The sequence below is a fragment of the Streptomyces chattanoogensis genome (genome assembly GCF_001294335.1).
In the GTDB taxonomy this organism is placed as follows: domain Bacteria; phylum Actinomycetota; class Actinomycetes; order Streptomycetales; family Streptomycetaceae; genus Streptomyces; species Streptomyces chattanoogensis.
Window position 1 is genome coordinate 160,354 of the sequence record NZ_LGKG01000163.1, and the last position, 22,454, is coordinate 182,807.

Below are 22,454 nucleotides of genomic sequence, written 5' to 3' on the forward strand. Positions count from 1 at the left end.
CCATGGTGATCAGCGCGACGGGCGCGAGGGGCGCGTCCACCGGGAGCGGCCCCACCGCCGCCCGCCTCCGGGAACGCTGCCGTGAGACCGTCACGGCCCGCCAGGACGATGTCGTCGCGCTCAGCCACAGGCCGACATGCTGCGCGGCGGCGCGTTCGACGATGTGACGGCGGCCATGATGGTGCATGCCGCACCGTCCGATGCGATGGGGATGCACTCGCTGGCGCTCAGCAGCTGGCGGATCGCCTACACCGGCCGGGCGGCGCATGCGGCCGCGCTGCCGCACCGGGGCATCAATGCGGCCGACGCGATGATGATCGCCCCGGTCGCGATCGGCGCGTACCGCCAGCAGATGGTGCCGGGCGGATTCGTCCACGGGATCGTCACCTCGGGCGGCGAGGCGTCCAACGTCATCCCCGGCCGGACCACCGCCGACTACGACTGCCGGGCCGAAACGCTGGGGGAACTGCGGGAGTTGCAGGAGCGGATCCGGGCCTGCTTCGAGGCGGGCGCCCTGGCCACGGGCGCCGAACTCGCCCTGGAGACGATCGGCAACGACTACGCCGACCTGGTCCAGGACCTGGAGATGAGCCGTCTGTACGGGGCCGCCGCGACCGCCCTCGGCCGCACGGTTCCACCGCGCGATCCGGCCGTCCGCGGCGGCTCCACCGACATGGGCAATGTCTCGCACGTCGTACCGGCGATCCATCCCATGATCGGCTACGACTGCGGCGGGGCCCTGATGCACCACCCCGGGTTCACCCGCCGGGGCATCACCGCGGGCGCGGACCGCGCGGTCCTCGACGGCGGTCTCGCCCTGGCGTGGACGGCGCTCGCACTGGCCGTGGACGAGGGCCATCGCGCCCGGCTGCTGCGGCGGCTGGCCGACCGGAAATGACGCCACGTCAGCAATGGCGGCCGGGATACCCCGTGGCCGCGGGCGTGTTCGCCATCGGCATGGCGGGCACCACGCTGCCGACTCCGCTGTACGGGCTCTACCGCCAGGAGCTCGGGTTCTCCGAACTGATGGTGACGGTGGTCTTCGCCGCGTACGCGCTCGGGGTGATCGCCGTACTGCTGCTGGCGGGCCATGTCTCCGACGAGGTCGGCCGGCGGCCGGTGCTGCTGTGTGCTCTGGGGCTGTCGGCGGCCAGTGCGCTGTGCTTCATCTTCGAGGGCGGGCTGCCGGCGCTGTTCGCCGGGCGGGTGCTCTCCGGGTTCGCCGCGGGGCTGTTCAGCGGCGCGGCGACCGCCGCGGTGCTGGAGCTGGCGAAGCCGGGGCAGGAGGGGCGTGCGGGGTTCGCCGCGACGGCCGCGAACATGGGCGGTCTGGGCTGTGGTCCGCTGCTGGCGGGTGTTCTGGCGCAGTACGCGCCCTGGCCGCTGACCCTGCCGTTCCTGGTGCACCTGGGGCTGCTGGCCGTGGCGGCGGTGCTCACCTGGCTGCTGCCGGAGACCGTCGGGAATCCGCGGCGCGCGCGGCTGCGGCCGGAGGGGTTGCGGCTGCCGCCCGAGGTACGCGGGGTGTTCACGCCCTGCGCGGTCGCGGCGTTCGCCGGGTTCTCGCTGCTGGGGCTCTTCACCGCCGTCGCTCCCAGCTTCGTGAGCCGGACGCTGGGCGTGGACAACCTGGCGGTGTCCGGGGCGATCGTCTGCACCGTGTTCCTGGGGTCCACGCTCGGCCAGTTGCTGACGGGCCGGCTGGGCGTGCGCCGGGCCCTGCCGGGCGGCTGTCTGGTGCTGGTGGCGGGGCTGGTGCTGGTCAGTACGTCCCTGGCGGTGCGGTCGCTGCCCGTCCTGGTCATCGGCGCGGTCTGCGGCGGCATCGGCCAGGGCCTCGCCTTCCGCGCCGGGCTCACCGCCGTCGGCGCCGCGGCGCCGCCCGCACACCGCGGCGGCACCATCTCGGCCTTCTTCCTCGTCGCCTACCTGGGCATCTCGCTGCCGGTCGTCGGTGTCGGCGCGCTCACCCTGGTGCTGGGTCTGCGCGGCGCGGGGCTGGCGTTCTCCGGCTGCGTCATCGTGCTGGTGGGGTGCGTCGGCCTGTACGTGCTGCGCCGCCCGCCGGCGGAGGAGTGAGCGCGGCCGGCGGGGCGTGGCCGGGAGCCGAAGAGCCGGGCAGCCGCCGGCGTGAAATGGTAGAAAAAGGGCGAAACCCTCGCGCTCTCGCGAGCTGGCGATCCAGCACACCACCCCGAGAAGGGAGCCGGTATGTCCTCGAAGCGACGCCGCAAGAAGAAGTCCCGCCGTAAGCACGCGGCCAACCACGGCAAGCGGCCCCAGTCCTGAGCGACGGGCCGCGCCCGGACGGTGCCGCCGGGCTCCCCGCGTCCGCGGATGCGGGGAGCCCGGCGGGTCAGGCCGACTCGTGGCCGGCGCCACCGGTGATCTTCTCGATCGCCTGCCGGGCCTGTTCGCCCGGGGAGCGGGCGGGCAGCGGCGAAACGGACGACGACGCGACGGCGGGCTTCGGCGACACGGACGACGGCGCGACGGCGGGCTGCGGCCGCCCCCGCTCCTGCAGCGTGGGGGGCTTCGCGTGCGCCGCGGACGGACGGCCCCGCAGCCGGTGGCTGGCGGCCTCGTCAAGGCTCACCGCCCGCTTCCACTGAGCGGCGAGCCGCCCGGCCTCCTGGCCGAGTGCGGCGATGTCCTCCCACTGCAGCCGGAGCGTGACACGGAGTTCGGCCCCTCCGTCGGGCAGGGCGATCAGCGGTGGGGTGGTGGGCTCGGTCATGTTCCCCTCCTCGGACGACGAGTGATGGGGAGTAATACGGCGGAGAGGGCCCCGGTGTTCAGTCAGGACCGTCGCGATGTCACGGCGGCCTCCCGCCAGGCCCCTTCAGCCGTCGGCCAGCACCCGTCGCAGTACGCCCAATACGGACTCGTCCGGGAAGCGCTCGCGGGCGGCCGCTTCGGCTCCCGCCAGGACGTCGGCGAGCTGGTCGGGCCGGGCGGCGGCGAGCAGTGACCGGATCCAGGGGGCGAGGTCGTCGATCCGGTCCGGGACGCCGGGTGGCAACGGGCCCTCGAACGGGGCGAGTTCCGGCACGGGGGTCCGCTTGGGGCGGCGCGGGCGGCGGGGCGGCAACGAGCGGGCCGGTGCCGTAGCGGGGTCGCGGGGTGCCGGTCGTGCGGCGGCGGCCGGACCCGTCTCCACCGCGTCGACGGGGACAGGCAGCTCCGGCAGGCGGCCCTCGGAGCAATACTTCCCGGCCTCCAGGCCGATCCGTTCGGGGTGGACGCAGGCCGGCACCCGCGTCACCCGGTGGTAGCGGAAGCCGTCCGCGTCGTCGAACGGATAGTCCTGGCTCGGCCGGTCCAGCACATCGAAGGCGCCCGCAGGCAGCCGCAGGGACGGGCAGAACCAGCAGGCGCGGTGATCGGTGGCGTCATCGATGAACGGGACACAGGTGTGCATACCGCGGCACGATATCGCGTGCGGCGGCCCGGCGGTCGTCCGAGGCAGGCCAACTGGCCTGCGGCGGAGGACCGTTGGGCCACTGACGGCCCGTTACATGCCCGCCCGGCCGTCGATCCGCTCGCGGAGCAGATCGGCGTGGCCGTTGTGGCGGGCGTACTCCTCCACCATGTGCACCAGCACCTCACGCAGCGAGATGGGTCCCCACTCGCAGTGCGCCACGACGCCGAGGTCGGGCGCCTCGGCCACATACCGGTCCGTGAACGCGCACTCGGCCCGCCATGCCTCCCACGCCCGGGCCACCACCGCGGGGTCCGCCACCGCACCGTCGAAGTCCCCGTCGGGCTCGGCCTCGGAGCGGAAGAGCCACGGCGCCTGCTGCCCCGCCATCACCACCCGGAACCAGCCGCGCTCCACCTCGGCCATATGGCGCACCAGCCCGAGCAGCGACAGCGCGGACGGCTCGGCGGAGCGCCTGGCCAGGTCGGCGGCGTCGAGTCCGGCACACTTGAGGTCCAGCGTCAGGCGCTGGGTGTGCAGATACTTCACGAGCGTGGCCCGCTCGTCGCCCAGGGACGGTCCGTTCGCCCGTGGGTCCTCCCCGGACTCCACGAACATCTCGACGCGCCTTGTCAGTCCGCTCATGGCGTCCAGCATCGAGGACGCGCGCCGCGGGCCGCCACCCACTTACGACGTGCGGGAGGGGGGAGTTCACCACGCCGCGGGCGCGTAGTCCTTCAGGAAGCAGCCGTGAAGGTCCTCGCCCTGTTCACCGCGGACGATCGGGTCGTAGACCCGGGCCGCGCCGTCGACCAGGTCGAGCGGGGCGTGGAAGCCCTCGTCGGCCAGGCGCATCTTCTCCGGGTGCGGGCGCTCGTCGGTGATCCAGCCGGTGTCCACGGCGGTCATCAGGATGCCGTCCGTCTCCAGCATTTCGCGGGCGCTGGTGCGGGTGAGCATGTTCAGGGCCGCCTTGGCCATGTTGGTGTGGGGGTGGCCGGCGCCCTTGTAGCCGCGGCTGAACTGCCCTTCCATGGCCGAGACGTTGACCACGTACTTACGGCGGGCGGGCGAGGCCGCCATGGCCGGGCGGAGCCTGCTGACCAGCAGGAAGGGCGCGGTCATATTGCACAGCTGGACCTCGAGGAGCTCGACCGGGTCGACCTCGTCCACCTTCTGGATCCAGCTGTTGGAGGCATCGAGGTCGGGGACGAGGCCGCCGGCGTCGATCGCGGTGCCCGCCTCGATCCGGGCCGGCGAGGCGGAGCCGCTGGTGAGGGCGAGGGAGGTCAGGTCCTCGGCGGTCAGCCCGCCGTTCTCCCCGGTGGCGGCGGGCAGGGCCGCGGGGGCGCCGCTGCCGAACTGGCCGAGGACGAGGGAGGCGGGCAGTTCCCCGGCGGGGAGCGGCGCCGACTCGGCGGCGACCAGGTGGCCGTAGGCCGCGGGGGACCGGCGGACGGTCTGCGCGGCGTTGTTGATGAGGATGTCGAGGGGGCCTTCGGCGCTGACCGAGTCGGCGAGGGCGAGCACCTGGGCCGGGTCGCGCAGGTCGATTCCCACGATCTTCAGCCGGTGCAGCCATTCCGCGCTGTCCGGCATCGCCTTGAAGCGGCGGATCGCGTCGTTCGGGAAGCGGGTGGTGACGGTGGTGTGCGCGCCGTCGCGCAGCAGGCGGAGCGCGATGTACATGCCGATCTTCGCGCGGCCGCCGGTGAGCAGCGCCCGCCGGCCGGTGAGGTCAGTACGGGCGTCGCGGCGCGCCCGGTTCTCGACGGCGCAGGCACGGCAGAGCTGGTGGTAGAAGGCGTCGACCTCGACATAGCGGGCCTTGCAGACGTAGCAGCAGCGGGGCCGCTGCAGGATCCCGGCGATCTCCGACGTCGCGGCGCTGGTCAGGGCCAGGCCCTGGGTCTCGTCGTCGATGCGGTCGGGCGCTCCGGTGGCGGTGGCCGCGGTGACCGCCTGGTCGTTGGCGGTCTTGGCGGCGCGGCGTTCCTGGCGCCGGCGCTGCTTGACCTTGCGGTAGATCCCGGCGGTGGCGCGCCGTATGGTGATCGCGTCGGGGTGGTCCACGGGCAGCGCGTCGAGTTCCTCGAGCACGCTCAGGCAGAGCGCCATCCGATCCGCGTCGATGCCCGCGTCGATGCCCGTGCCGTCGGTCCGGCCTTCTTCCATCGGGCCTTCTTGGGTCACCGTCATCGCCGCTGCGCCGCTTTCCTGGGTTCGTGCCATGTCGTCAAACAATGTCGTCAAACATCTGTTCACGCTTCGGCGGAACTGTACGTAGACCGGGGCGGGTCCGCCAAACCCGGCCGCGGCGAGCGTCTCTCCTCCCCGCTGTGCACAGGCGGCGCGGGCGGCCAATAGTGGAGGGGTGGAGCGAGGCGGACCTGGTCTGCGTGGGCACCGGGCCGTGGTGGGCAATGCGGCGCGGGTGACGGTGGCCGCCTGTGCCGCCTTCTCTCTCTGCCGGTACGGGCTGGGCGCGCTGGTGATGTCGCTGTACGCCGCCTTCACGGTGGTGGCGCTCGGCGCGCTCGCCCGGATCCCGGGATCGGGGCGGCAGCGCGCCGCCACCACGCTGATGGCCGTCCCTGCCGGAACGGTGCTCGTCACCCTGGGCACGCTGCTCGCCGTCCGCACCTGGGCGGCCGTTTTCGGCATGCTCGTCATCGGCTTCATGGTCGCCTACGCCGGGATCGCGGGGCCGAGGATCGCCGGAGCGGCCCCGGGGATGCAGCTGCTGTACATCCTGCCGTGCTTCCCGCCCTATGCGCCGGACACGCTGGACCAGCGGGTTTACGGATTTCTGCTGGGGGCGGCGCTGCTGGCCGCGGCCCAGGTCCTGGTCCTGCCCGAGCCCCGGACGCCGTCGTTCCCCGCGCTGCTGGCCGATGCCGCCGACGCGGCCGCGGCGCTGGCGGATCACCACGGCGGACCCGCCCCCGAGCGGGCGCTCGCGCGGGCGCATACGGCCGGTGACCGGCTGCGTCCGTCCCGCGTACCGCCCGCCGATCTTCCCGCCTCCCCCACGCTCGCGCACAAGGCCATGGCGCACGCCTCCGAGGCGGTCCGCACCCTGCTGTCCCAGTTGGCGGCGCTGCAGCGCGCGGCCGGGGCGGGCGGCTCGTTCCGGGCGGAGACGGTGGCGTTGCTGCAGGCGATCGGCGCTGCCGTACGGGAGGCGGCGGACGCGCTGCGCGCGGGCCGGGGGCCGTTGCCCTCCGCGGCGGCGCTGCAGGCCGAGCTGGATCCCGTACGCACCCGCCGGGCGGTGGCCGCGCTGGAGCGGCTCGGCGGCGACGACCGGCTGGTCTCTCTGCGCCGCCGCGCGCTGGCGGTGCAGGCGGCCGACTCCGCGGTGGTGCTGGTGCTGGCGACCCGGCTGCTGCTCGGGGACCGTACGGTCGACGAGAACCCCGCCGGACACGCCTTCGCCTACGCACGGGTGCGGGCCCCCGTGCTGTGGTGGCGGCGGCTGTCCACGCATTTCACCCCGCGCTCGGTGATCTTCCAGAACGCCTGCCGGTTCGCGCTGGGCCTGGCCGCGGCGCGGGCGATCGCCGGGCTGCTCGATCTGTCGCACGGCTTCTGGGTCCTGCTGGCGACGCTGACGCTCACCCGTACGACCAGCCTGGAGACCCGTTCCGTGGTCCGGCAGGCGCTCATCGGCACGCTGATCGGTGCGGTGGCGGCAGGGGTGCTGCTGGCGCTGGTGGCGGACCGGAACACGGTGTATGCGGCGGTGCTGCCGGTGGTGATGTTCTCGGCCTTCACGGTGGGGCCGCTGCGCGGCCAGGCCTGGGCGCAGGGCGGCTTCACCCTCGTCGTCGCGACGCTGTTCGCGCAGGTCGCGCCGGTGACCTGGCAGCTGGCCCCGACCCGCTTCGCGGATGTGCTCACCGGCAGCCTGATCGGGCTGGCGTGCGGGGTGCTGGCCTGGCCGCGGGGCGCGGGCAGCGAGCTGCGGCGGAGCATGGCGGGGGTGTGCACGGCCGTCGCCGATGCGGTCGGGCGGACGGCGGCACAGGTCGTGGAGCGGACCGGCGGCACGGGTGACACGACTGGCGGCTCCGGGATCGTCGCCCTCAACCGTGCCCTCCTCCTCGCCGAGGAGAGCCTGGCCCAGTACCAGAGCGAGCCCCGGGAGCGGACCGCCCGGCAGCCGGACTGGCCCACGGTGCTGGCCGCCGGGGCACACGCCCGGCGCGGCGAGCGGCTGTTGCCGGGCCGTCCCGGACGGATCGCGGACCGGGCAGTCAGTGGTTGGCTGCGGCAGGCGGCCGGACAGACGGCGGACGGGTATCGCGCCCTTGCCGAGCGGCTGTGCTCGGGCGACGCCGACGACCCGCTCCGCGGTGACCGGCCCCTGGACATCCGCGGGCTGCCGGCCGCCGCACCTCCCCCGCCTGCGGACGAGAACCCTCCGGAGGCGCACACGGAACGCGCCGTGTCCGCCGCGCTGCTCGTCGATTCGGTCATCTGGCTGGACACGCTCACGGCCGATCTGCACCGGATCCGCGCGGAGCTGTCCGCTCCCCCGCCGCGCACCGGCTGATCAGCCTCCGGGCCGCCGCCCCCGCTCCTCCGGCAGCCCCTTGAGCAGCGTGCCGAGGGCGCTGCCGGCGAGCTCGCATATCGTGTCCGGGTCGGCGCTCGCCAGGGGTTCCTTTCCGACAACCACCCGCATCAAGCCAATTCCGAGCAGCCAGGAAAGCGCCAGATCGGCCCGAAGATCGCCGTTTTCGGCGTCGGAGAGGGTCGCCAGCACCTCCGCGTACTCCTCGCCCAGCCCCCGCAGCGCTTCGGCGATCTCGTCGCTGCCGCCGATGGAGCGCAGGCAGACCTCCAGCGAGCGGTCCTTGGCCGTGCCGTCACCGCCGTCGCCGTCGAGCATGCCGCGGAGGGCGACCTCGAAGAGCCGGTCCGGCGGGGTGGTCCGCAGCTGCTCCTGGCCGCCCCGCGCCATCACCTCTCCGAACAGGGCTTTCTTCGAGCCGAAGTAGCGGAAGAGAAGGGCTTGGTTGGCGTCGGCGCGGGCGGCGATATCGCGTACCGTCGCGCGTTCGTAGCCGCGTTCGGCGAACAGTTCCGACGCGGCATCGAGCAGCCGCAGCCGGGTGCCCTGGGCGTTGCGGCGGGAGTCCCGCGCCCTGTCGTCGTCCTCGTTGCCGGTGCCGTACGGGGTCTCCCCCATCGTCACGCTCCTCTCCGGCGGCCCGTCACCAAGACGGCCACATTGCATCGTTGACCGCTCCGGCGGGAGCGGCCTACCTTCTTGTGTAAGCAGGTGCTTACATGAGGGAGGTCCCCATGACCACGGCCGACACAGCACCACTCTCCTACCCTTTCAACACACCCGAGAGCCTCGAGCTCGCCGAAGAGTACGAGCAAGCGCGCAGCCGTCCTGGCCTGTTACGCGTACAACTGGCCTACGGGGAGCCCGCCTGGCTCGTCACCCGGTATGCGGAGGCCCGGCTGGTCCTCGGCGACCAGCGCTTCAGCCGGGCCGAGAGCGCGCTGCACGACGAGCCCCGGCAGTCCGAAGGCCGCCGTGACAGCGGCATCCTGGGCATGGACCCGCCCGATCACACCCGGCTGCGCTCCCTGGTCGCCAAGGCTTTCACGGTCCGTCAGGCCGAGAAGCTGCGGCCGCAGGTCAGGGAGCTGACGGGCGCGCTGCTGGACGAGCTGGAGGCGGCCGGGCCGCCGGCCGACCTGGTCGACCGGTATGCGCTGCCCCTTCCGGTGGCGGTGATCTGCCGGCTGCTCGGGGTGCCGGCCGAGGACCGGCCGCGGTTCCGGGTGTGGAGCGATGCCGCGCTGTCGACGAGCTCGCTCACGGCGGAGGAATTCGACGTCAGCTTCGAGGAACTCCGCACCTATATGCGGCAGTTGATCGAGGATCACCGGCGGGCACCGCGCGATGACCTGATGACGGCGCTGATCGACGCCCGGGATGTCGACGACCGGCTGTCCGAGCCGGAACTGGTCGATCTGTGTGTCGGGATCCTCGTCGCGGGCCATGAGACGACCGCGACCCAGATCCCCAACTTCGTTCTCGCGCTGCTGGATCATCCGGACGAGCTCGCCCGCCTCCGCGAACGGCCGGAGCTGATCGGCAGCGCCGTGGAGGAACTGCTGCGGTTCGTCCCGCTCGGCAGCGGCGCCGGCCAGGCGCGCTATGCGAAGGAGGACGTCGAGGTCGGCGGTACGCTCGTACGGGCCGGCTCCCCCGTACTGGTCGCGGTGGGCGCCGCCAACCGGGATGCGCTGCGCTTCAGCGAGCCGGGCAGGCTGGACATCTCCCGGGACGGCAATCAGCACCTGGGCTTCGGGCACGGCGTGCATCACTGCCTGGGCGCGCCGCTCGCGAGACTGGAGCTCCAGGAAGCGATCGGTGCGCTGATCCACCGGTTCCCCGGTCTCCATGTGGCCGGGGATGTGGTGTGGAAGAGCCAGATGCTGGTGCGTGGCCCGCGGGTCCTGCCGGTGGGGTGGTGAGTGCAGCGATGACCTGGCGGGTCGAAGTCGATGCGAAGCAGTGCATGGCGTCGGGGATGTGCGCGAACATCGCGCCGGAGCTGTTCGTCCTGGGTGAGGCGCGCTCCCGCCCGGTGACCCCGGAAATCGAGGAGGACGAGCGGGCGCTGGACGCCGCCGACTGCTGCCCGGCGCTCGCCATCACCGTGTCCGACGACGGGGGGAACGTCATCGGCCCCCGGCCGTAGCCGTATCCCCGGCCGTGGCCGCGGCTGGGGGCCGGGCCCGCCGTGCACCGGCCCGTCACCGCGCCCCGTACACCGGCTGCGGCGGCTCGGCGGCGGCGAGGAGCCTGCGGGCGGCCTCGCCGGCCTCGGCCGGGGTCCAGCGGGCGCCCTTGTCCGCGGTGGGGCCGGGGCGCCAGCCCTCCATCACGGTGATCCGGCCGGCCTCGGCCTCGAAGACCCGGCCGGTGACGCCGTCACTGGCGGCGGAGGAGAGCCAGACCACCAGCGGGGAGACGTTCTCCGGGGCCATCGCGTCGAACTCCCCCGCGCCGGGGGCGGCCATCGTCGCGGCGAAGGTCTGCTCGGTCATGCGGGTGCGGGCGGCCGGGGCGATGGCGTTGAGCTGGACGCCGTAGCGGCCCAGCTCGGCGGCGGCGACGAGGGTCAGACCGATGATCCCGGCCTTGGCGGCGGAGTAGTTGCCCTGGCCGACGCTGCCGAGCAGTCCGGCCCCCGAGCTGGTGTTGACGACCCGGGCCTGTGGCGTACGGCCCGCCTTGGCCTCGGCGCGCCAGTGTGCGGCGGCGTGCCTCAGCGGCAGGAAATGGCCCTTGAGGTGGACCCGCAGCACGGCGTCCCAGTCGTCCTCGTCCAGGTTGACGAGCATCCGGTCGCGCAGGAATCCGGCGTTGTTGACGAGGGCGTCGAGGCGGCCGAAGGAGTCGAGGGCGGCGGCGACGAGGGAGGCGGCGCCGTCGGTGGTGGTGATGTCGCCGGTATGCGCGACGGCCCGGCCGCCGAGGCCGCGGATTTCCTCAACCACCTGCTGGGCGGGGCCGGCTGAGGAGCCGGCCCCGTCGGCCGCCACGCCCAGGTCGTTGACGACGACATCGGCCCCCTCGGCGGCGAGGGCGAGCGCATGCGCACGGCCGAGCCCCCGGCCGGCCCCGGTGACGACGGCGACACGTCCGGCGCAGATGCCCTTGCGGTCGCCGGTAGGGCTCTCGGTGGGGATTCCGGGCATGTCACGGCTCCTTGGGGTGGTTGACGGTGGCGGCGTCGAGGAAGGCGGGACGCTCCCCGCCGCCGTGGACGAGCAGGCTGGCGCCGCTCAGATACGCGGCGCGTCCGGAGGCGAGGAAGACACAGGCGTCGCCGATCTCGGCGGGTTCGGCGAGCCGGCCGAGCGGCACGGTGGCGCCGACGGCCGCGATACCGGCCTCGTCCCCGTAGTGCAGGGCGGAGAGTTCGGTGCGCACCATGCCCGGGACGAGGGTGTTGACGCGGACCGCCGGGGCCCATTCGACGGCCATGGAGCGGGCGAGGCTGTCCAGGCCCGCCTTGGCCGCCCCGTAGGCGGCGGTGCCGGGTGAGGGGCGGGTGCCGCTGACGCTGCCGATCATGATGACCGAACCGCCGTGCGGCTGGGTGCGCATGACGTCGTAGGCGGCGAGCGAGGCGGTCAGCGGCGCGGTGAGGTTGAGTGCGACGACCCGGGCGTGGCGTTCGGCGTCGGCCTCGCCCAGGAGGCGGTACGGGGTGCCGCCGGCGTTGTTGACCAGGCAGTCGAGGCGGCCGTGGGCGGCGGCGACGCGGGGGAAGAAGTCCCGTACGGCGGACGGGTCGCGCAGATCGAGCGGCCGGAAGTGCGCGGTGCGGCCGGCGGCCTCGACGGGGGCGTCCGGGGGCCGCCGGGCGCAGACCACGACCTCCGCCCCGGCCTGCAGAAACGCGCGGGCGATACCGGCACCGACGCCCCTGGTGCCGCCGGTGACGACGGCCACCTGTCCGGCCAGATCGAGGGTCAGGCTCATACGACACCCTCCCGCAGCGCGCGGTCCGCTGCTAACTTCACTGCTTATCGAACAGCATTACCTAACAAACGCTTGGTGGAAAGAATGCTTGGTGGAAAGGTAGCTGATCCGCTCATGGGTGTCTCCACCTCCGGGCCCGAGCCCGGCATCGCGGTCGTCACCGTGGACTTCCCACCGGTCAACGCCCTTCCCGTACAGGGCTGGTACGACCTCGCCGACGCCGTGCGCACGGCGGGCCGGGACCCCGCCGTCCGCTGCGTGGTGCTCGCCGCCGAGGGGCGCGGCTTCAACGCGGGCGTCGACATCAAGGAGATGCAGCGGGACACCGCCACCGGCGGCCATGGCGCGCTGATCGGCGCCAACCGCGGCTGCGCCGAGGCGTTTTCGGCGGTCTACGCGTGCGAGGTGCCGGTCATCGCCGCGGTGCACGGGTTCTGTCTGGGCGGCGGCATCGGCCTCGCCGGGAACGCCGATGCGATCGTGGCGAGCGACGACGCGGTGTTCGGCCTCCCGGAGCTGGACCGCGGTGCGCTCGGTGCGGCCACACATCTGGCCCGGCTCGTCCCCCAGCATCTGATGCGCGCGCTCTACTACACCTCGCGGACGGCGACGGCCCGGGAACTGCATGCCCACGGCTCGGTGTGGCGGGTGGTTTCCCGGGACCGACTCCACGAAGCAGCACTGGAGTTGGCGCGCGAGATCGCCAAGAAGGACGGCTGCCTCATCCGGCTGGCCAAGGCCGCCCTCAACGGCATCGACCCGGTCGACGTACACCGCAGCTACCGCTTCGAGCAGGGCTTCACCTTCGAGGCGAACCTCAGCGGAGTCGCCGACCGGATCCGTGACACCTTCGGCACCGAGAACCGGCAGGGGGCCGGACAGCCATGACCGACAAGACCATGACGCCCGAGGAGGCCGTCTCCCGGCTCCACAGCGGGATGACCCTCGGCATCGGCGGCTGGGGTTCGCGCCGTAAGCCGATGGCTCTGGTGCGGGCGCTGCTCCGTTCCGAGATCACCGATCTCACCGTCGTCGCGTACGGCGGACCCGATGTCGGGATGCTCGCCGCGGCCGGGAAGATCCGCAAGCTGGTCGCGCCGTTCGCGACCCTGGACTCCATCCCCCTCGAACCGCACTTCCGGGCGGCCCGCCAGCGCGGTGCGTTCGCCCTGACGGAGGTCGACGAGGCGATGTTCATGTGGGGCCTGCACGCCGCCGCGAACCGCCTGCCGTTTTTGCCCGTCCGTGCCGGCCTCGGCTCCGACGTCATGCGCGTCAACCCCGGTCTGAAGACGGTGACGTCCCCGTACGAGGACGGCGAGACCTTCGTCGCGATGCCCGCGCTGCGACTGGACGCCGCCCTGGTGCACGTCAACCGCGCCGACCGGCTCGGCAACGGCCAGTACCTGGGCCCGGACCCGTACTTCGACGACCTGTTCTGCGAGGCCGCGGACCACGCGTATCTCTCCTGCGAGCGGCTGGTGGACGGCTTCGCGGACGCCGTTCCGCAGACCCTGCTCGTCAAACGGCACTCGGTCACCGGAGTCGTCGAGACGCCGAACGGAGCGCACTTCACCTCCTGTGCCCCCGATTACGGGCGCGACGAGCCCCTCCAGAAGCTGTACGCCACCACGCCCTGGCCGCAGTTCGCCGAGCGGTTTCTGCACGGGGACGAGAAGACGTATCAGTCCGCGGTCCAGGCCTGGCACGAGGAGCAGCGGTGACGACACCCTCCACGACGACCCGCGCCGAATACTGCGTGATCGCCTGCGCGGAGGCCTGGCGGGACAACGGCGAGGTGCTCGCCAGCCCGATGGGCACGATCCCGTCGATCGGCGCCCGGCTCGCGAAGCGGACCTTCTCCCCCGATCTGCTCCTCACCGACGGCGAGGCGATGATCGTGGGCCTCGACGGGGCGACCGAGGGCTGGCTGCCGTACCGTCAGCATCTCGCCATGGTCACCGGCGGCAGGCGCCACGTCATGATGGGCGCGAGCCAGCTCGACCGCTTCGGCAACCAGAACATCTCCTGCATCGGCGACTGGGCACGGCCCGACCGGCAGCTGCTCGGGGTGCGCGGCGCACCCGTCAACACCCTGAACAATCCGGTCAGTTACTGGGTGCCCAGGCACTCCCCCCGGGTCTTCGTCCCGAAGGTCGACATGATCAGCGGCGTCGGCTACGACAGCGCCGCCGCGGCCGGGCCGTCCGCGACCCGCTATCACCGCATCCCGCGGGTCGTCACCAACCTCGGCGTCCTCGACTTCGAGACCGGTGACCGCACGATGCGCCTCGCCTCCCTCCACCCCGGCGTCACCGTGGCCGAGGCCGAGGAGGCCACGGGCTTCCCGCTCGTCCGCCCCGACGAGGTGCCCGCCACCCGCGAGCCCACCCCCGAGGAGCTGCGGCTGATCCGTGAGGTCATCGACCCCGAGGGGCTGCGTGACGGCGAGGTGCCGGTGTGAGCGGCGCCGGCATACGGACCGCGCTGACCGAGCTCGTCGGCGTACGGCATCCGGTCGTGCAGACCGGCATGGGCTGGGTGGCCGGACCGCGGCTGGTCTCGGCCGCGGCGAACGCGGGCGCTCTCGGGATCCTCGCCTCCGCCACCATGACGCCCGACCGGCTGCGGGCCGCCGTCCGCGAGGTCAGGTCCCGTACGGACGCGCCGTTCGGCGTCAATCTGCGGGCGGATGCCGGGGACGCGGCGGAGCGCGTACGGATCATCGTGGAGGAGGGGGTACGGGTCGCCTCCTTCGCGCTGGCGCCCTCGCGCGAGCTGATCGCCCGGCTCAAGGACGCGGGCGTCGTCGTCATCCCGTCCATCGGTGCCCGCCGGCACGCCGAGAAGGTCGCGGCCTGGGGTGCCGATGCAGTCCTCGTCCAGGGCGGCGAGGGCGGCGGGCACACCGGGAACGTCGCCACCACCGTGCTGCTCCCCCAGGTCGTGGACGCCGTCGGCATCCCGGTGATCGCCGCGGGCGGCTTCTTCGACGGCCGGGGCCTGGTCGCCGCGCTCGCCTACGGCGCGGCCGGGGTCGCCATGGGCACCCGCTTCCTGCTGACCTCCGACAGCACCGTGCCACCGGCCGTACAGGCCCGGTATCTGGCGGCGTCGGTCGCGGACATCACCGTCACCACCAAGGTGGACGGACTGCCGCACCGGATGCTGCGCAGCGAGCTGGTCGCGGCCCTGGAACGGTCCGGACGCACGACGGCGCTGGTCAGGGCCGTGCGCCAGGCCGCGTCGTTCAAGAAGCTGTCCGGGCTGAGCTGGGCGCAGATGGTGCGCGACGGCCTGGCGATGAAGCACGGCAAGGATCTGACCTGGAGTCAGGTGCTGCTCGCGGCCAACACCCCGATGCTGCTGAAGGCATCGATGGTCGACGGCCGTACGGACCTCGGTGTGATGGCCTCCGGCCAGGTCGCCGGGCTGATCGGCGACCTGCCCTCGTGCGCGGAGCTGGTGGACCGGATCATGGCCGAGGCGCGGGAGACGCTGGCGGCGCTGCCCCGCTGATCCCCGGCCGGGGCCGCCTAGAGCCGCTCGATGATCGTCACGTTGGCCTGCCCGCCGCCCTCGCACATGGTCTGCAGCCCGAACCGGCCGCCGGTGCGCTCCAGTTCGTGCAGCAGGGTCGTCATCAGCCGGACTCCGGTGGCGCCGAGCGGATGGCCCAGGGCGATGGCCCCTCCGTTCACATTGACCCGCTCCGGGTCGGCGCCGGTCTCCTTCAGCCAGGCCAGCACCACCGGTGCGAACGCCTCGTTGATCTCGACCAGGTCGATGTCGTCCAGCGACATACCGGTCTTCTTCAGGGCGTACGCGGTGGCGGGGATGGGCGCCGACAGCATCCGGATCGGGTCCTCGCCGCGCACCGAGAGGTGATGGATCCGGGCGCGCGGGGTGAGGCCGTGCTCGGCGACCGCGCGCCCGGAGGCCAGCAGCATGGCGGCGGCGCCGTCGGAGACCTGCGAGGAGACCGCCGCGGTCAGCCGGCCGCCCTCGACGACCGGGGCCAGCGAGGCCATCTTCGCCAGCGAGGTGTTCCGGCGCGGCCCCTCGTCGGCGGTGACGTCCCCGTAGGCGACGATCTCCCGGTCGAAGCGGCCCTCGTCGATGGCGCGGACGGCCCGCTGATGCGACCGCAGCGCGAACTCCTCCATGTCCTGTCTGCTGATGCCCCACTTGGTGGCGATCAGTTCGGCGCCGTGGAACTGGTTGACGGGGGCGTCGCCGTAGCGGGCCCGCCAGCCCTCGGAGCCGGCGAACGGGCCCTCGGTCAGGCCGAGCGGCTCGGCGGCCCGGCGGCTGGCGAAGGCGATCGGGACCTGCGACATGTTCTGTACGCCGCCCGCGACGACCAGGTCCTGGGTACCGGAGAGCACGCCCTGGGCGGCGAAGTGGACGGCCTGCTGGGAGGAGCCGCACTGGCGGTCGACGGTGACGCCGGGGACCTCTTCGGGCAGCCCGGCGGCCAGCCAGCAGGTCCGGGCGATGTCCCCGGCCTGCGGTCCCACCGTGTCCAGGCAGCCGAGGACGACGTCCTCGACGGCGGCCGGATCGGCGCCCGTACGGTCCATCAGCGCCTTGAGGACATGCGCGCCGAGGTCGGCGGGGTGGACGGCGGCCAGTCCGCCGCCCTTCTTGCCGACCGGGGAGCGGAGCGCTTCGACGATGTAGGCCTCGGGCATGGCGGTCTCCTTGATGACGATTCTGCGGAGCTGCCGGCCGGCTCCGCAAGGCGCTCCGGAGTTCCCGGCGGCGGGTCTCGGGCGTGCTGATCTCGGGCGTGCTGGTCTCAGGCGTGCTGGTCTCAGGCGTGCTGGGAGCTGACGGACACGGTCTCCCCGGTCATGTACGAGGCGTAGTCGCCGGCCAGGAAGACGATGACGTTGGCGACCTCCCAGGGCTCGGCGTAACGGCCGAACGCCTCCTTCTCCGTCAGCTCGGCCAGCAGCTCGGGCGTGGTGACCTTCACCAGGTGCGGGTGCATGGCGAGGCTGGGCGAGACGGCGTTGATCCGCACGCCGTACCCGGCCGCCTCCATGGCGGCGCAGCGGGTCAGGGCCATCACCCCCGCCTTGGCGGCGGCGTAGTGGGCCTGGCCGCGCTGGGCGCGCCAGCCGACGACGGAGGCGTTGTTGACGATCACACCTCCCCGGCCGGCGGCCCTCATCCGGCGCAGGGCGGCCCGGGTGCAGCGGAAGGTGCCGTTCAGGGTGACGTCGATGACCTTGTCCCACTGCTCGTCGGTCATCTCGACGAGGTCGGCGGTGCCGCCGAGCCCGGCGTTGTTGACCAGGATGTCGAGGCGTCCGTGGCGTTCCTCGGCGAGGTCCAGCAGGGCCGTGACCTGGTGTTCGTCGGTGACATCGCAGGGCAGTCCGGCCACCTTGGCGGGGCCGAACTCCGCCGCCAGCGCCGCCGCGCTCTCCTCGAGCCGCCGGGTATGCGCGTCGCCGATGACGATCCGGGCGCCCTCCTCCAGGAAGCGGCGTGCGGTGGCGCCGCCGATCCCGGCTCCGGCGGCGGCGGTGATGACGGCGGTCCGGCCGGCGAGCAAGTCGTGGCCGGACACATAGGGGGGCGGTGCCATGGGCGGGCCTCCTTCGGAAGCTGTCGACGCCGGCGGGGCCTCGACGCTGCTCATGACGGTACGGTAATCTACCAAACACTTGTTAGAGAAGGAGGGCGGACGACCTGATGGACCTCGACTTCACCCCCGCCGAGGACGCCTTCCGGGCCGAGGCCCGCGCCTGGCTCGCCGCGCATGTGCCCGCCGCTCCCCTCCCCTCGCTCGAGACCGCGGAGGGCTTCGCGGCGCACCGCGAGTGGGAGCGGCAACTCGCCGCGGACCGCTGGTCGGTGGTCTCCTGGCCCGAGGAGCTCGGCGGCCGCGGGGCCTCGCTCTTCGAATGGCTGGCCTTCGAGGAGGAGTACTACGCCGCGGGCGCGCCCGGCCGGGTCGGCCAGAACGGCATCAGCCTCCTCGCCCCCACCCTCTTCGAGCACGGCACCGACGCACAGCGCGCCCGGGTCCTCGGCCCCATGGCGAGCGGCGAGGTCATCTGGGCGCAGGCCTGGTCGGAGCCGGAGTCGGGGTCGGATCTGGCGTCGCTGCGCTCGACGGCCGTCCGGACCGCGGGCGGCTGGCTGCTGAGCGGCCAGAAGACGTGGTCGTCCCGGGCCGCCTTCGCCGACCGCGCCTTCGGCCTCTTCCGCAGTGAGCAGGGCACCGCCCGGCCCCACCAGGGGCTCACCTACCTCATGTTCCCGCTGGACGCGCCGGGTGTGACGGTCCGCCCGATCGGCCGCCTCGACGGCAAGCCCGCCTTCGCCGAGCTGTTCCTCGACGAGGTCTTCGTCCCCGACGCGGATGTCATCGGCGAGCCGGGGCAGGGCTGGCGGGTCGCGATGAGCACGGCCGGCAACGAGCGCGGGCTGACCCTGCGCAGTCCGGGCCGCTTCACCGCGGCGGCCGGCCGGCTGACCGCACTGTGGCGCTCCGCAGGGGACCCCTCCGACACCGCGCTGCGCGACCGGGTCGCCGATGCGGTCATCGGCGCCCGCGCCTACCAGCTCTTCACCTACGCCCACGCCTCCCGGCTGGCCGCCGGGGGCTCGATCGGCGCCGAGTCGAGCCTCAACAAGGTCTTCTGGTCCGAGCTGGACATCGCCCTGCACGAGACCGCACTGGATCTGCTCGGCCCGTACGGAACGCTCGCCGACGACGCCGACGATGCGCCCGGGCAAGGGAGTTGGGCCGACGGCTACACCTTCTCCCTCGCCGGTCCGATCTATGCCGGGACCAACGAGATCCAGCGCGACATCGTCGCCGAGCGGCTGCTGGGCCTGCCGAAGGGGAGAAGGGCGTGACGATGCAGCCCCTGCGGAGTGCCGGGGACCGGCGACCGGGCGGTGCACTCCGCCCCGACCGCAACGGCCGGGGGTCCGGGGGGCGGCCCCCGGGACAGCACAGTGCCGCCGGGCGGCTGTCCGGCCTGCCGAAGGGACGTCGGTGATGCGGTTCCTCCTGAGCGATGAGCAGCGGGAGTTCGGCCGCACGCTGAACGCCCTGCTCGGCGCGGCCGGCACCCCGGCCGCCGTACGGGCCTGGGCGTCCGGCGACCACAAGCCGGGGCGTGCGCTGTGGGCGCGGCTCGCGGAGGCGGGGGTGTTCGGGCTCGCCGTACCGGAGGAGCACGGCGGTATGGGCCTGCTCCCGCTCGAACTCACCGTTGCTTTCTGCGAGTTGGGACGCCATGCGGTACCGGGGCCGCTGGCGGAGACGGTGGCCGCGGCCGTCTTCCTGCACCGCCTCGGCGACGGTGCGGCGGCCGGGGAGTGGCTGCCCCGGATCGCCTCCGGCGAGGCGGTCGTCGGTCTCTGCGCAGGGTCCCCGTACGCGCTGGACGCGGACGCCGCCGACACCGTTTTCGTCATCCAGGACGGCGTTGCCCGCCGCACCGGACGCCACGGCCCCGTCCAGCCCTCCCTCGACCCCGCCCGCCGCCTGTCCCGCCCCCTCGACGGCACCGTCCTGGTCCGGGGCCCGGCGGTGGCCGCGGCCGCCGCGCCCGCCCTCGACCTCGCGCGGCTGGTCACCGCGGCACAGTCCCTCGGCCTGGGCCGCGCGCTGCTGACGGCGACCGTGGACCACGCCAGGCAGCGCACCCAGTTCCACGCGCCCATCGGCTCCTTCCAGGCAGTGAAGCACCGGCTCGCCGACACCCTCATCGGGCTGGAGTTCGCGCAGCCGCTGGTGCACGCGGCGGCGCTGGCGGTGGCCGCGGGCGCCCCGGCGGCGGGGCGCGAGATCGCCGCGGCGAAGGTCGCGGCCGGCGAGGCGGCGTACGCGGCGGCACGTACCGCACTCCAGCTCCACGGCGCCCTCGGCTACACCGAAGAGCTGGACCTCTCGCTGTGGATCCGCAAGGCCCGCGCGCTGCGGGATGCCTGGGGGACGCCTGCGGAGTGCCGGGCGCGGGTGCTGGCGGGGGCCGGCGCATCCGCCGAGGGGCCCCTGTGAGCGCCGACGGGCCGCGCCTGGACGGCAAGGTGGCCGTGATCACCGGCGCCGGGCGGGGCCAGGGGGCGGCCGAGGCACGGCTGTTCGTCCAGGCGGGGGCGTGCGTGGTGATCACCGATGTGCGCGCGGAAGAGGGCCGCGCGGTCGCCGCCGAGCTGGGTGACGCCGCCGTCTTCGTCCGGCACGACGTGACCGAGGCCGCGGGCTGGGAGACCGTCACCAGGACGGCCGTGGCGTCCTTCGGGCGGCTCGACGTCCTCGTCAACAACGCGGCGCTGTGGCGCACCGCCCCCGTGGACACCGAGACGGAGGAGAGCTTCGCGCTGCTGCTCCGCGTCAACCTCCTCGGCCCGTTCCTCGGCATCAAGGCGGTCGTGCCGGAGCTGCGGACCGCGGGCGGCGGCTCGATCGTGAACATCTCGTCGACGGCCGGCCTCAAGGGACTCCCCGGGCATGCGGCTTACGGAGCGAGCAAGTTCGGGCTGCGCGGTCTGACCCGGTCCGCCGCCGTCGACCTGGCCGGCGACCGGATCCGGGTCAACTCGGTGCATCCGGGTGTGATCGACACTCCGATGGTGGCGGGCGCGCTGGGGCCGGAGCGCGGCGAACGGGACCACCCGCGGGTCCCGTTGCGGCGCATCGGGCGGCCGGACGAGGTGGCGGAGCTGGTCCGCTACCTGGCCTCGGACGCATCCGCGTACATCACGGGCGCCGAATTCGCCGTGGACGGGGGGCTGACCACCTGAGGGGGCCGTCCCCGCCGGCTCATGCATTCGGGCTCATGCATTCGGGGCTGCCGGGTGGCCCGGCCCCGCCGACGGCCGCAGGCTGGGGGCGCGTCCGCCCGCCACGAGGAGTTCCCCATGCCCCCCGCACTGCGTTACGACGACCTGAGCACCCTCTTCATCAACTGCACCCTCAAACGCTCCCCCGAGACCAGCAACACCGAGGGGCTGATCGACAAGAGCCGCGGCATCATGGAGCGCAACGGCGTCTCCACCGAAGTGCTCCGCGCCGTCGACCACGACATCGCCACCGGCGTCTGGCCGGACATGACGGAGCACGGCTGGGCGTCCGACGCCTGGCCGCAGCTGTACGAGAAGGTGATGGCCACCGACATCCTCGTCCTCTGCGGCCCGATCTGGCTCGGCGACAACAGCTCCGTCATGAAACAGGTCATCGAACGGCTCTACGCCTGCTCCAGCATCCTCAACGACCGCGGCCAGTACGCCTACTACGGACGGGCCGGCGGCTGCCTCATCACCGGCAACGAGGACGGCATCAAACACTGTTCCATGAACGTCCTCTACAGCCTCCAGCACCTGGGCTACACCATCCCGCCCCAGGCCGACGCCGGCTGGATCGGCGAGGCCGGGCCCGGGCCGTCCTATCTGGATCCCGGCTCGGGCGGCCCGGAGAACGACTTCACCAACCGCAACACGGCCTTCATGACCTGGAACCTGATGCATCTCGCCGCCCTGCTCAAGGCGGCGGGCGGCATCCCGGCGCACGGCAACCAGCGCACGGAGTGGGACGCGGGCTGCCGGGCGGACGCCCCGAATCCCGAGCACCGCTGAGCGTGCGAGCGGTGGCGGCGGCCCGTCTCAGCGGGCCGTCTCCCGCAGCGCCCTGCTGACGATCGCCTCCAGGCGGGCATGGTGCGCCCCGCGCCAGTAGACCCGGCCGCAGGACGTGCACTGCGCGAAGACGTCGTAGGTGCGCTGGGTGCCGTGCTCGAGCCGCTCCTGGACGGAGTCCTTGTCGGCGTCGGCCAGCCGGCCGTTGCAGGCGGTGCAGCGGGTCCAGGGGGCGAGGGTGGGGGCGAAACGCCGCAGGACGTCGTGGAGTTGGTCCTCGGGGCGGTCGCTGTAGATGTAGGCGCCGGCCCAGATCTCCCGTCGGCGCAGCAGTCCCCGGTCACGGGAGAGCAGGACCCGGCGTTCCCTGGCGGAGAGCGCGGCGAGTGCGGCGTCGCCCGGGTCCTCGTTGGTGTACGCGGCGTCCACGCCGAGCAGCCGCAGGCGTCGCGCCAGGGTGCCGAGGTGGACGTCGAGGAGGAAGCGCAGCGGTGCGCCGGGGACCTGCTGGGGGCGTTCGACGGCGCGGACCTCGACGTGTTCGTCCGCCTGCGGGATATGGGAGACGAAGACTTCCCGGCCGTCGACGAGGAGCCGGCCGACCTCGGTGAGCGGGACGCCCAGGGACTCGATGACATGACCGAGCGTCGACGCTCCGTCGGTGACGACGCGGGTGCCCGCCGGGGTGCGGCCCGTCGCGAGGAAGAGGTGCAGCTCAGGCGGGAATGTCACATGGATTTCGGGACCGTTCACGCGGCCAGCATGCCATCGGGCACGGCGGGCGGGCCACGGGATTCCCGCAGGTCCGGCGTGATCCGACCATGACAGGCAACCATGGCAGGTGACGCGGTGTTCCTCACAATGGAGAAGCAGCGAAGCACGTTGCTGAGCGGACATCAA

The 22,454-nt window shown here is 73.2% G+C and carries 25 protein-coding genes; 15 read left to right on the forward strand and 10 right to left on the reverse strand.

Translation table 11 applies throughout. The features are described 5' to 3' along the window. Positions 1–2: 2 nt before the first annotated feature. The 4 genes from ADL29_RS43765 (at position 3) to ADL29_RS46745 (ending at position 2,289) form a co-directional block, all read left to right on the forward strand. The gene (locus ADL29_RS43765; protein ID WP_157878616.1) at positions 3–167 is read left to right on the forward strand and encodes a hypothetical protein; all 165 of its coding nucleotides are present in this window, start codon (positions 3–5) and stop codon (positions 165–167) included. Beyond that, positions 137–898, forward strand: a complete 762-nt coding sequence (locus ADL29_RS30460; protein WP_078971404.1) for a peptidase dimerization domain-containing protein — start codon at positions 137–139, stop codon at positions 896–898. The genes ADL29_RS43765 and ADL29_RS30460 overlap by 31 nt, the downstream gene beginning before the upstream one ends. Beyond that, positions 895–2,079, forward strand: coding sequence for an MFS transporter (locus ADL29_RS30465; RefSeq protein ID WP_053926761.1), 1,185 nt, complete (start codon positions 895–897; stop codon positions 2,077–2,079). The genes ADL29_RS30460 and ADL29_RS30465 overlap by 4 nt, the downstream gene beginning before the upstream one ends. 132 nt (positions 2,080–2,211) lie before the next feature. Continuing rightward, positions 2,212–2,289, forward strand: a complete 78-nt coding sequence (locus ADL29_RS46745; protein WP_373287922.1) for a 50S ribosomal protein bL37 — start codon at positions 2,212–2,214, stop codon at positions 2,287–2,289. A gap of 67 nt (positions 2,290–2,356) precedes the next feature. On the opposite strand, the gene ADL29_RS30470 is transcribed toward ADL29_RS46745, so the two are convergent. The 4 genes from ADL29_RS30470 to ADL29_RS30485 form a co-directional block, all read right to left on the reverse strand. Beyond that, positions 2,357–2,737: a hypothetical protein gene (locus ADL29_RS30470; protein ID WP_053926762.1), complete on the reverse strand. Its 381-nt coding sequence runs from the start codon at positions 2,735–2,737 to the stop codon at positions 2,357–2,359. A 105-nt stretch (positions 2,738–2,842) separates the two neighbouring features. Beyond that, complete coding sequence (locus ADL29_RS30475) at positions 2,843–3,421, reverse strand: hypothetical protein (protein ID WP_053926763.1); 579 nt, start codon at positions 3,419–3,421, stop codon at positions 2,843–2,845. A 93-nt stretch (positions 3,422–3,514) separates the two neighbouring features. Further along, positions 3,515–4,066 (reverse strand): DinB family protein, encoded by a 552-nt coding sequence (locus ADL29_RS30480; RefSeq protein ID WP_053926828.1) that lies wholly within the window; start codon positions 4,064–4,066, stop codon positions 3,515–3,517. 66 nt (positions 4,067–4,132) lie between these two features. Beyond that, on the reverse strand, positions 4,133–5,620 hold the full coding sequence (locus ADL29_RS30485; protein WP_053926764.1) for an SDR family oxidoreductase: 1,488 nt from the start codon (positions 5,618–5,620) through the stop codon (positions 4,133–4,135). A 175-nt stretch (positions 5,621–5,795) separates the two neighbouring features. Between ADL29_RS30485 and ADL29_RS30490 the strand changes: the two genes are divergently transcribed. After that, a complete protein-coding gene (locus ADL29_RS30490; protein WP_157878617.1) occupies positions 5,796–7,979 on the forward strand; it encodes an FUSC family protein in 2,184 nt (727 codons plus the stop codon). Here the strand turns inward: ADL29_RS30490 and ADL29_RS30495 are convergent, their stop codons facing one another. Then, the gene (locus tag ADL29_RS30495; RefSeq protein WP_053926766.1) at positions 7,980–8,618 is read right to left on the reverse strand and encodes a TetR/AcrR family transcriptional regulator; all 639 of its coding nucleotides are present in this window, start codon (positions 8,616–8,618) and stop codon (positions 7,980–7,982) included. Between the two features lie 116 nt (positions 8,619–8,734). On the opposite strand from ADL29_RS30495, the gene ADL29_RS30500 reads away from it, so the two are divergent. Together ADL29_RS30500 and ADL29_RS30505 are read left to right on the forward strand one after the other, a co-directional pair. Beyond that, the gene (locus ADL29_RS30500; RefSeq protein WP_053926767.1) at positions 8,735–9,925 is read left to right on the forward strand and encodes a cytochrome P450; all 1,191 of its coding nucleotides are present in this window, start codon (positions 8,735–8,737) and stop codon (positions 9,923–9,925) included. Then, entirely contained in the window at positions 9,922–10,152 is a 231-nt protein-coding gene (locus ADL29_RS30505; RefSeq protein ID WP_342671184.1) for a ferredoxin, read from the forward strand. The genes ADL29_RS30500 and ADL29_RS30505 overlap by 4 nt, the downstream gene beginning before the upstream one ends. A 55-nt stretch (positions 10,153–10,207) precedes the next feature. Here the strand turns inward: ADL29_RS30505 and ADL29_RS30510 are convergent, their stop codons facing one another. Together ADL29_RS30510 and ADL29_RS30515 are read right to left on the reverse strand one after the other, a co-directional pair. Further along, positions 10,208–11,155, reverse strand: a complete 948-nt coding sequence (locus tag ADL29_RS30510; protein ID WP_053926769.1) for an SDR family oxidoreductase — start codon at positions 11,153–11,155, stop codon at positions 10,208–10,210. Position 11,156: 1 nt separating this feature from the next. Further along, positions 11,157–11,945 carry an SDR family oxidoreductase gene (locus tag ADL29_RS30515; protein ID WP_046924265.1) on the reverse strand — a complete coding sequence of 263 codons (789 nt, stop codon included), beginning with the start codon at positions 11,943–11,945 and terminating at the stop codon, positions 11,157–11,159. A gap of 114 nt (positions 11,946–12,059) precedes the next feature. Here ADL29_RS30515 and ADL29_RS30520 point away from each other — a divergent pair, with 114 nt between their 5' ends. Genes ADL29_RS30520 through ADL29_RS30535 form a run of 4 tightly spaced genes read left to right on the forward strand, consistent with a single transcriptional unit; the run spans position 12,060 to position 15,464 of the window. Continuing rightward, positions 12,060–12,833, forward strand: a complete 774-nt coding sequence (locus ADL29_RS30520) for an enoyl-CoA hydratase family protein (RefSeq protein WP_053926770.1) — start codon at positions 12,060–12,062, stop codon at positions 12,831–12,833. Next, positions 12,830–13,669, forward strand: a complete 840-nt coding sequence (locus ADL29_RS30525) for a CoA transferase subunit A (RefSeq protein WP_053926771.1) — start codon at positions 12,830–12,832, stop codon at positions 13,667–13,669. Before ADL29_RS30520 ends, ADL29_RS30525 begins: the two co-directional genes overlap by 4 nt. Beyond that, positions 13,666–14,409 (forward strand): CoA-transferase subunit beta, encoded by a 744-nt coding sequence (locus ADL29_RS30530; RefSeq protein WP_053926772.1) that lies wholly within the window; start codon positions 13,666–13,668, stop codon positions 14,407–14,409. Before ADL29_RS30525 ends, ADL29_RS30530 begins: the two co-directional genes overlap by 4 nt. A gap of 11 nt (positions 14,410–14,420) precedes the next feature. Then, on the forward strand, positions 14,421–15,464 hold the full coding sequence (locus ADL29_RS30535; RefSeq protein ID WP_053926829.1) for an NAD(P)H-dependent flavin oxidoreductase: 1,044 nt from the start codon (positions 14,421–14,423) through the stop codon (positions 15,462–15,464). 17 nt (positions 15,465–15,481) lie between these two features. On the opposite strand, the gene ADL29_RS30540 is transcribed toward ADL29_RS30535, so the two are convergent. Then, positions 15,482–16,639, reverse strand: a complete 1,158-nt coding sequence (locus ADL29_RS30540) for an acetyl-CoA C-acetyltransferase (protein WP_053926773.1) — start codon at positions 16,637–16,639, stop codon at positions 15,482–15,484. A gap of 122 nt (positions 16,640–16,761) precedes the next feature. Further along, on the reverse strand, positions 16,762–17,544 hold the full coding sequence (locus ADL29_RS30545; RefSeq protein WP_053926774.1) for an SDR family oxidoreductase: 783 nt from the start codon (positions 17,542–17,544) through the stop codon (positions 16,762–16,764). Positions 17,545–17,651: 107 nt separating this feature from the next. Here ADL29_RS30545 and ADL29_RS30550 point away from each other — a divergent pair, with 107 nt between their 5' ends. From ADL29_RS30550 to ADL29_RS30565, 4 genes are all read left to right on the forward strand, one after another. Continuing rightward, the gene (locus ADL29_RS30550) at positions 17,652–18,824 is read left to right on the forward strand and encodes an acyl-CoA dehydrogenase family protein (RefSeq protein WP_053926775.1); all 1,173 of its coding nucleotides are present in this window, start codon (positions 17,652–17,654) and stop codon (positions 18,822–18,824) included. 145 nt (positions 18,825–18,969) lie between these two features. Then, positions 18,970–19,977, forward strand: coding sequence for an acyl-CoA dehydrogenase family protein (locus ADL29_RS30555; RefSeq protein WP_053926776.1), 1,008 nt, complete (start codon positions 18,970–18,972; stop codon positions 19,975–19,977). After that, positions 19,974–20,723, forward strand: coding sequence for a glucose 1-dehydrogenase (locus ADL29_RS30560; RefSeq protein ID WP_053926777.1), 750 nt, complete (start codon positions 19,974–19,976; stop codon positions 20,721–20,723). Before ADL29_RS30555 ends, ADL29_RS30560 begins: the two co-directional genes overlap by 4 nt. A 117-nt stretch (positions 20,724–20,840) precedes the next feature. Next, positions 20,841–21,554: a flavodoxin family protein gene (locus tag ADL29_RS30565; RefSeq protein ID WP_053926778.1), complete on the forward strand. Its 714-nt coding sequence runs from the start codon at positions 20,841–20,843 to the stop codon at positions 21,552–21,554. Positions 21,555–21,581: 27 nt separating this feature from the next. Here the strand turns inward: ADL29_RS30565 and ADL29_RS30570 are convergent, their stop codons facing one another. Continuing rightward, positions 21,582–22,307, reverse strand: coding sequence for a Mut7-C RNAse domain-containing protein (locus ADL29_RS30570; protein ID WP_053926779.1), 726 nt, complete (start codon positions 22,305–22,307; stop codon positions 21,582–21,584). Positions 22,308–22,454 lie beyond the last annotated feature (147 nt).

What these genes read in the sequence shown, in the direction of transcription:
- ADL29_RS30485 (WP_053926764.1), bottom strand. Translation starts at nt 5,620, where the DNA reads ATGACGGTGACCCAAGAAGGCCCGATGGAAGAAGGCCGGACCGACGGC.
- ADL29_RS30565 (WP_053926778.1), top strand. Translation starts at nt 20,841, where the DNA reads ATGCCCCCCGCACTGCGTTACGACGACCTGAGCACCCTCTTCATCAAC.
- ADL29_RS43765 (WP_157878616.1), top strand. Translation starts at nt 3, where the DNA reads ATGGTGATCAGCGCGACGGGCGCGAGGGGCGCGTCCACCGGGAGCGGC.
- ADL29_RS30465 (WP_053926761.1), top strand. Translation starts at nt 895, where the DNA reads ATGACGCCACGTCAGCAATGGCGGCCGGGATACCCCGTGGCCGCGGGC.
- ADL29_RS30540 (WP_053926773.1), bottom strand. Translation starts at nt 16,639, where the DNA reads ATGCCCGAGGCCTACATCGTCGAAGCGCTCCGCTCCCCGGTCGGCAAG.
- ADL29_RS30555 (WP_053926776.1), top strand. Translation starts at nt 18,970, where the DNA reads ATGCGGTTCCTCCTGAGCGATGAGCAGCGGGAGTTCGGCCGCACGCTG.
- ADL29_RS30470 (WP_053926762.1), bottom strand. Translation starts at nt 2,737, where the DNA reads ATGACCGAGCCCACCACCCCACCGCTGATCGCCCTGCCCGACGGAGGG.
- ADL29_RS30550 (WP_053926775.1), top strand. Translation starts at nt 17,652, where the DNA reads ATGGACCTCGACTTCACCCCCGCCGAGGACGCCTTCCGGGCCGAGGCC.
- ADL29_RS46745 (WP_373287922.1), top strand. Translation starts at nt 2,212, where the DNA reads ATGTCCTCGAAGCGACGCCGCAAGAAGAAGTCCCGCCGTAAGCACGCG.
- ADL29_RS30480 (WP_053926828.1), bottom strand. Translation starts at nt 4,066, where the DNA reads ATGAGCGGACTGACAAGGCGCGTCGAGATGTTCGTGGAGTCCGGGGAG.
- ADL29_RS30520 (WP_053926770.1), top strand. Translation starts at nt 12,060, where the DNA reads ATGGGTGTCTCCACCTCCGGGCCCGAGCCCGGCATCGCGGTCGTCACC.
- ADL29_RS30510 (WP_053926769.1), bottom strand. Translation starts at nt 11,155, where the DNA reads ATGCCCGGAATCCCCACCGAGAGCCCTACCGGCGACCGCAAGGGCATC.
- ADL29_RS30495 (WP_053926766.1), bottom strand. Translation starts at nt 8,618, where the DNA reads ATGGGGGAGACCCCGTACGGCACCGGCAACGAGGACGACGACAGGGCG.
- ADL29_RS30460 (WP_078971404.1), top strand. Translation starts at nt 137, where the DNA reads ATGCTGCGCGGCGGCGCGTTCGACGATGTGACGGCGGCCATGATGGTG.
- ADL29_RS30475 (WP_053926763.1), bottom strand. Translation starts at nt 3,421, where the DNA reads ATGCACACCTGTGTCCCGTTCATCGATGACGCCACCGATCACCGCGCC.
- ADL29_RS30515 (WP_046924265.1), bottom strand. Translation starts at nt 11,945, where the DNA reads ATGAGCCTGACCCTCGATCTGGCCGGACAGGTGGCCGTCGTCACCGGC.
- ADL29_RS30525 (WP_053926771.1), top strand. Translation starts at nt 12,830, where the DNA reads ATGACCGACAAGACCATGACGCCCGAGGAGGCCGTCTCCCGGCTCCAC.
- ADL29_RS30500 (WP_053926767.1), top strand. Translation starts at nt 8,735, where the DNA reads ATGACCACGGCCGACACAGCACCACTCTCCTACCCTTTCAACACACCC.
- ADL29_RS30545 (WP_053926774.1), bottom strand. Translation starts at nt 17,544, where the DNA reads ATGGCACCGCCCCCCTATGTGTCCGGCCACGACTTGCTCGCCGGCCGG.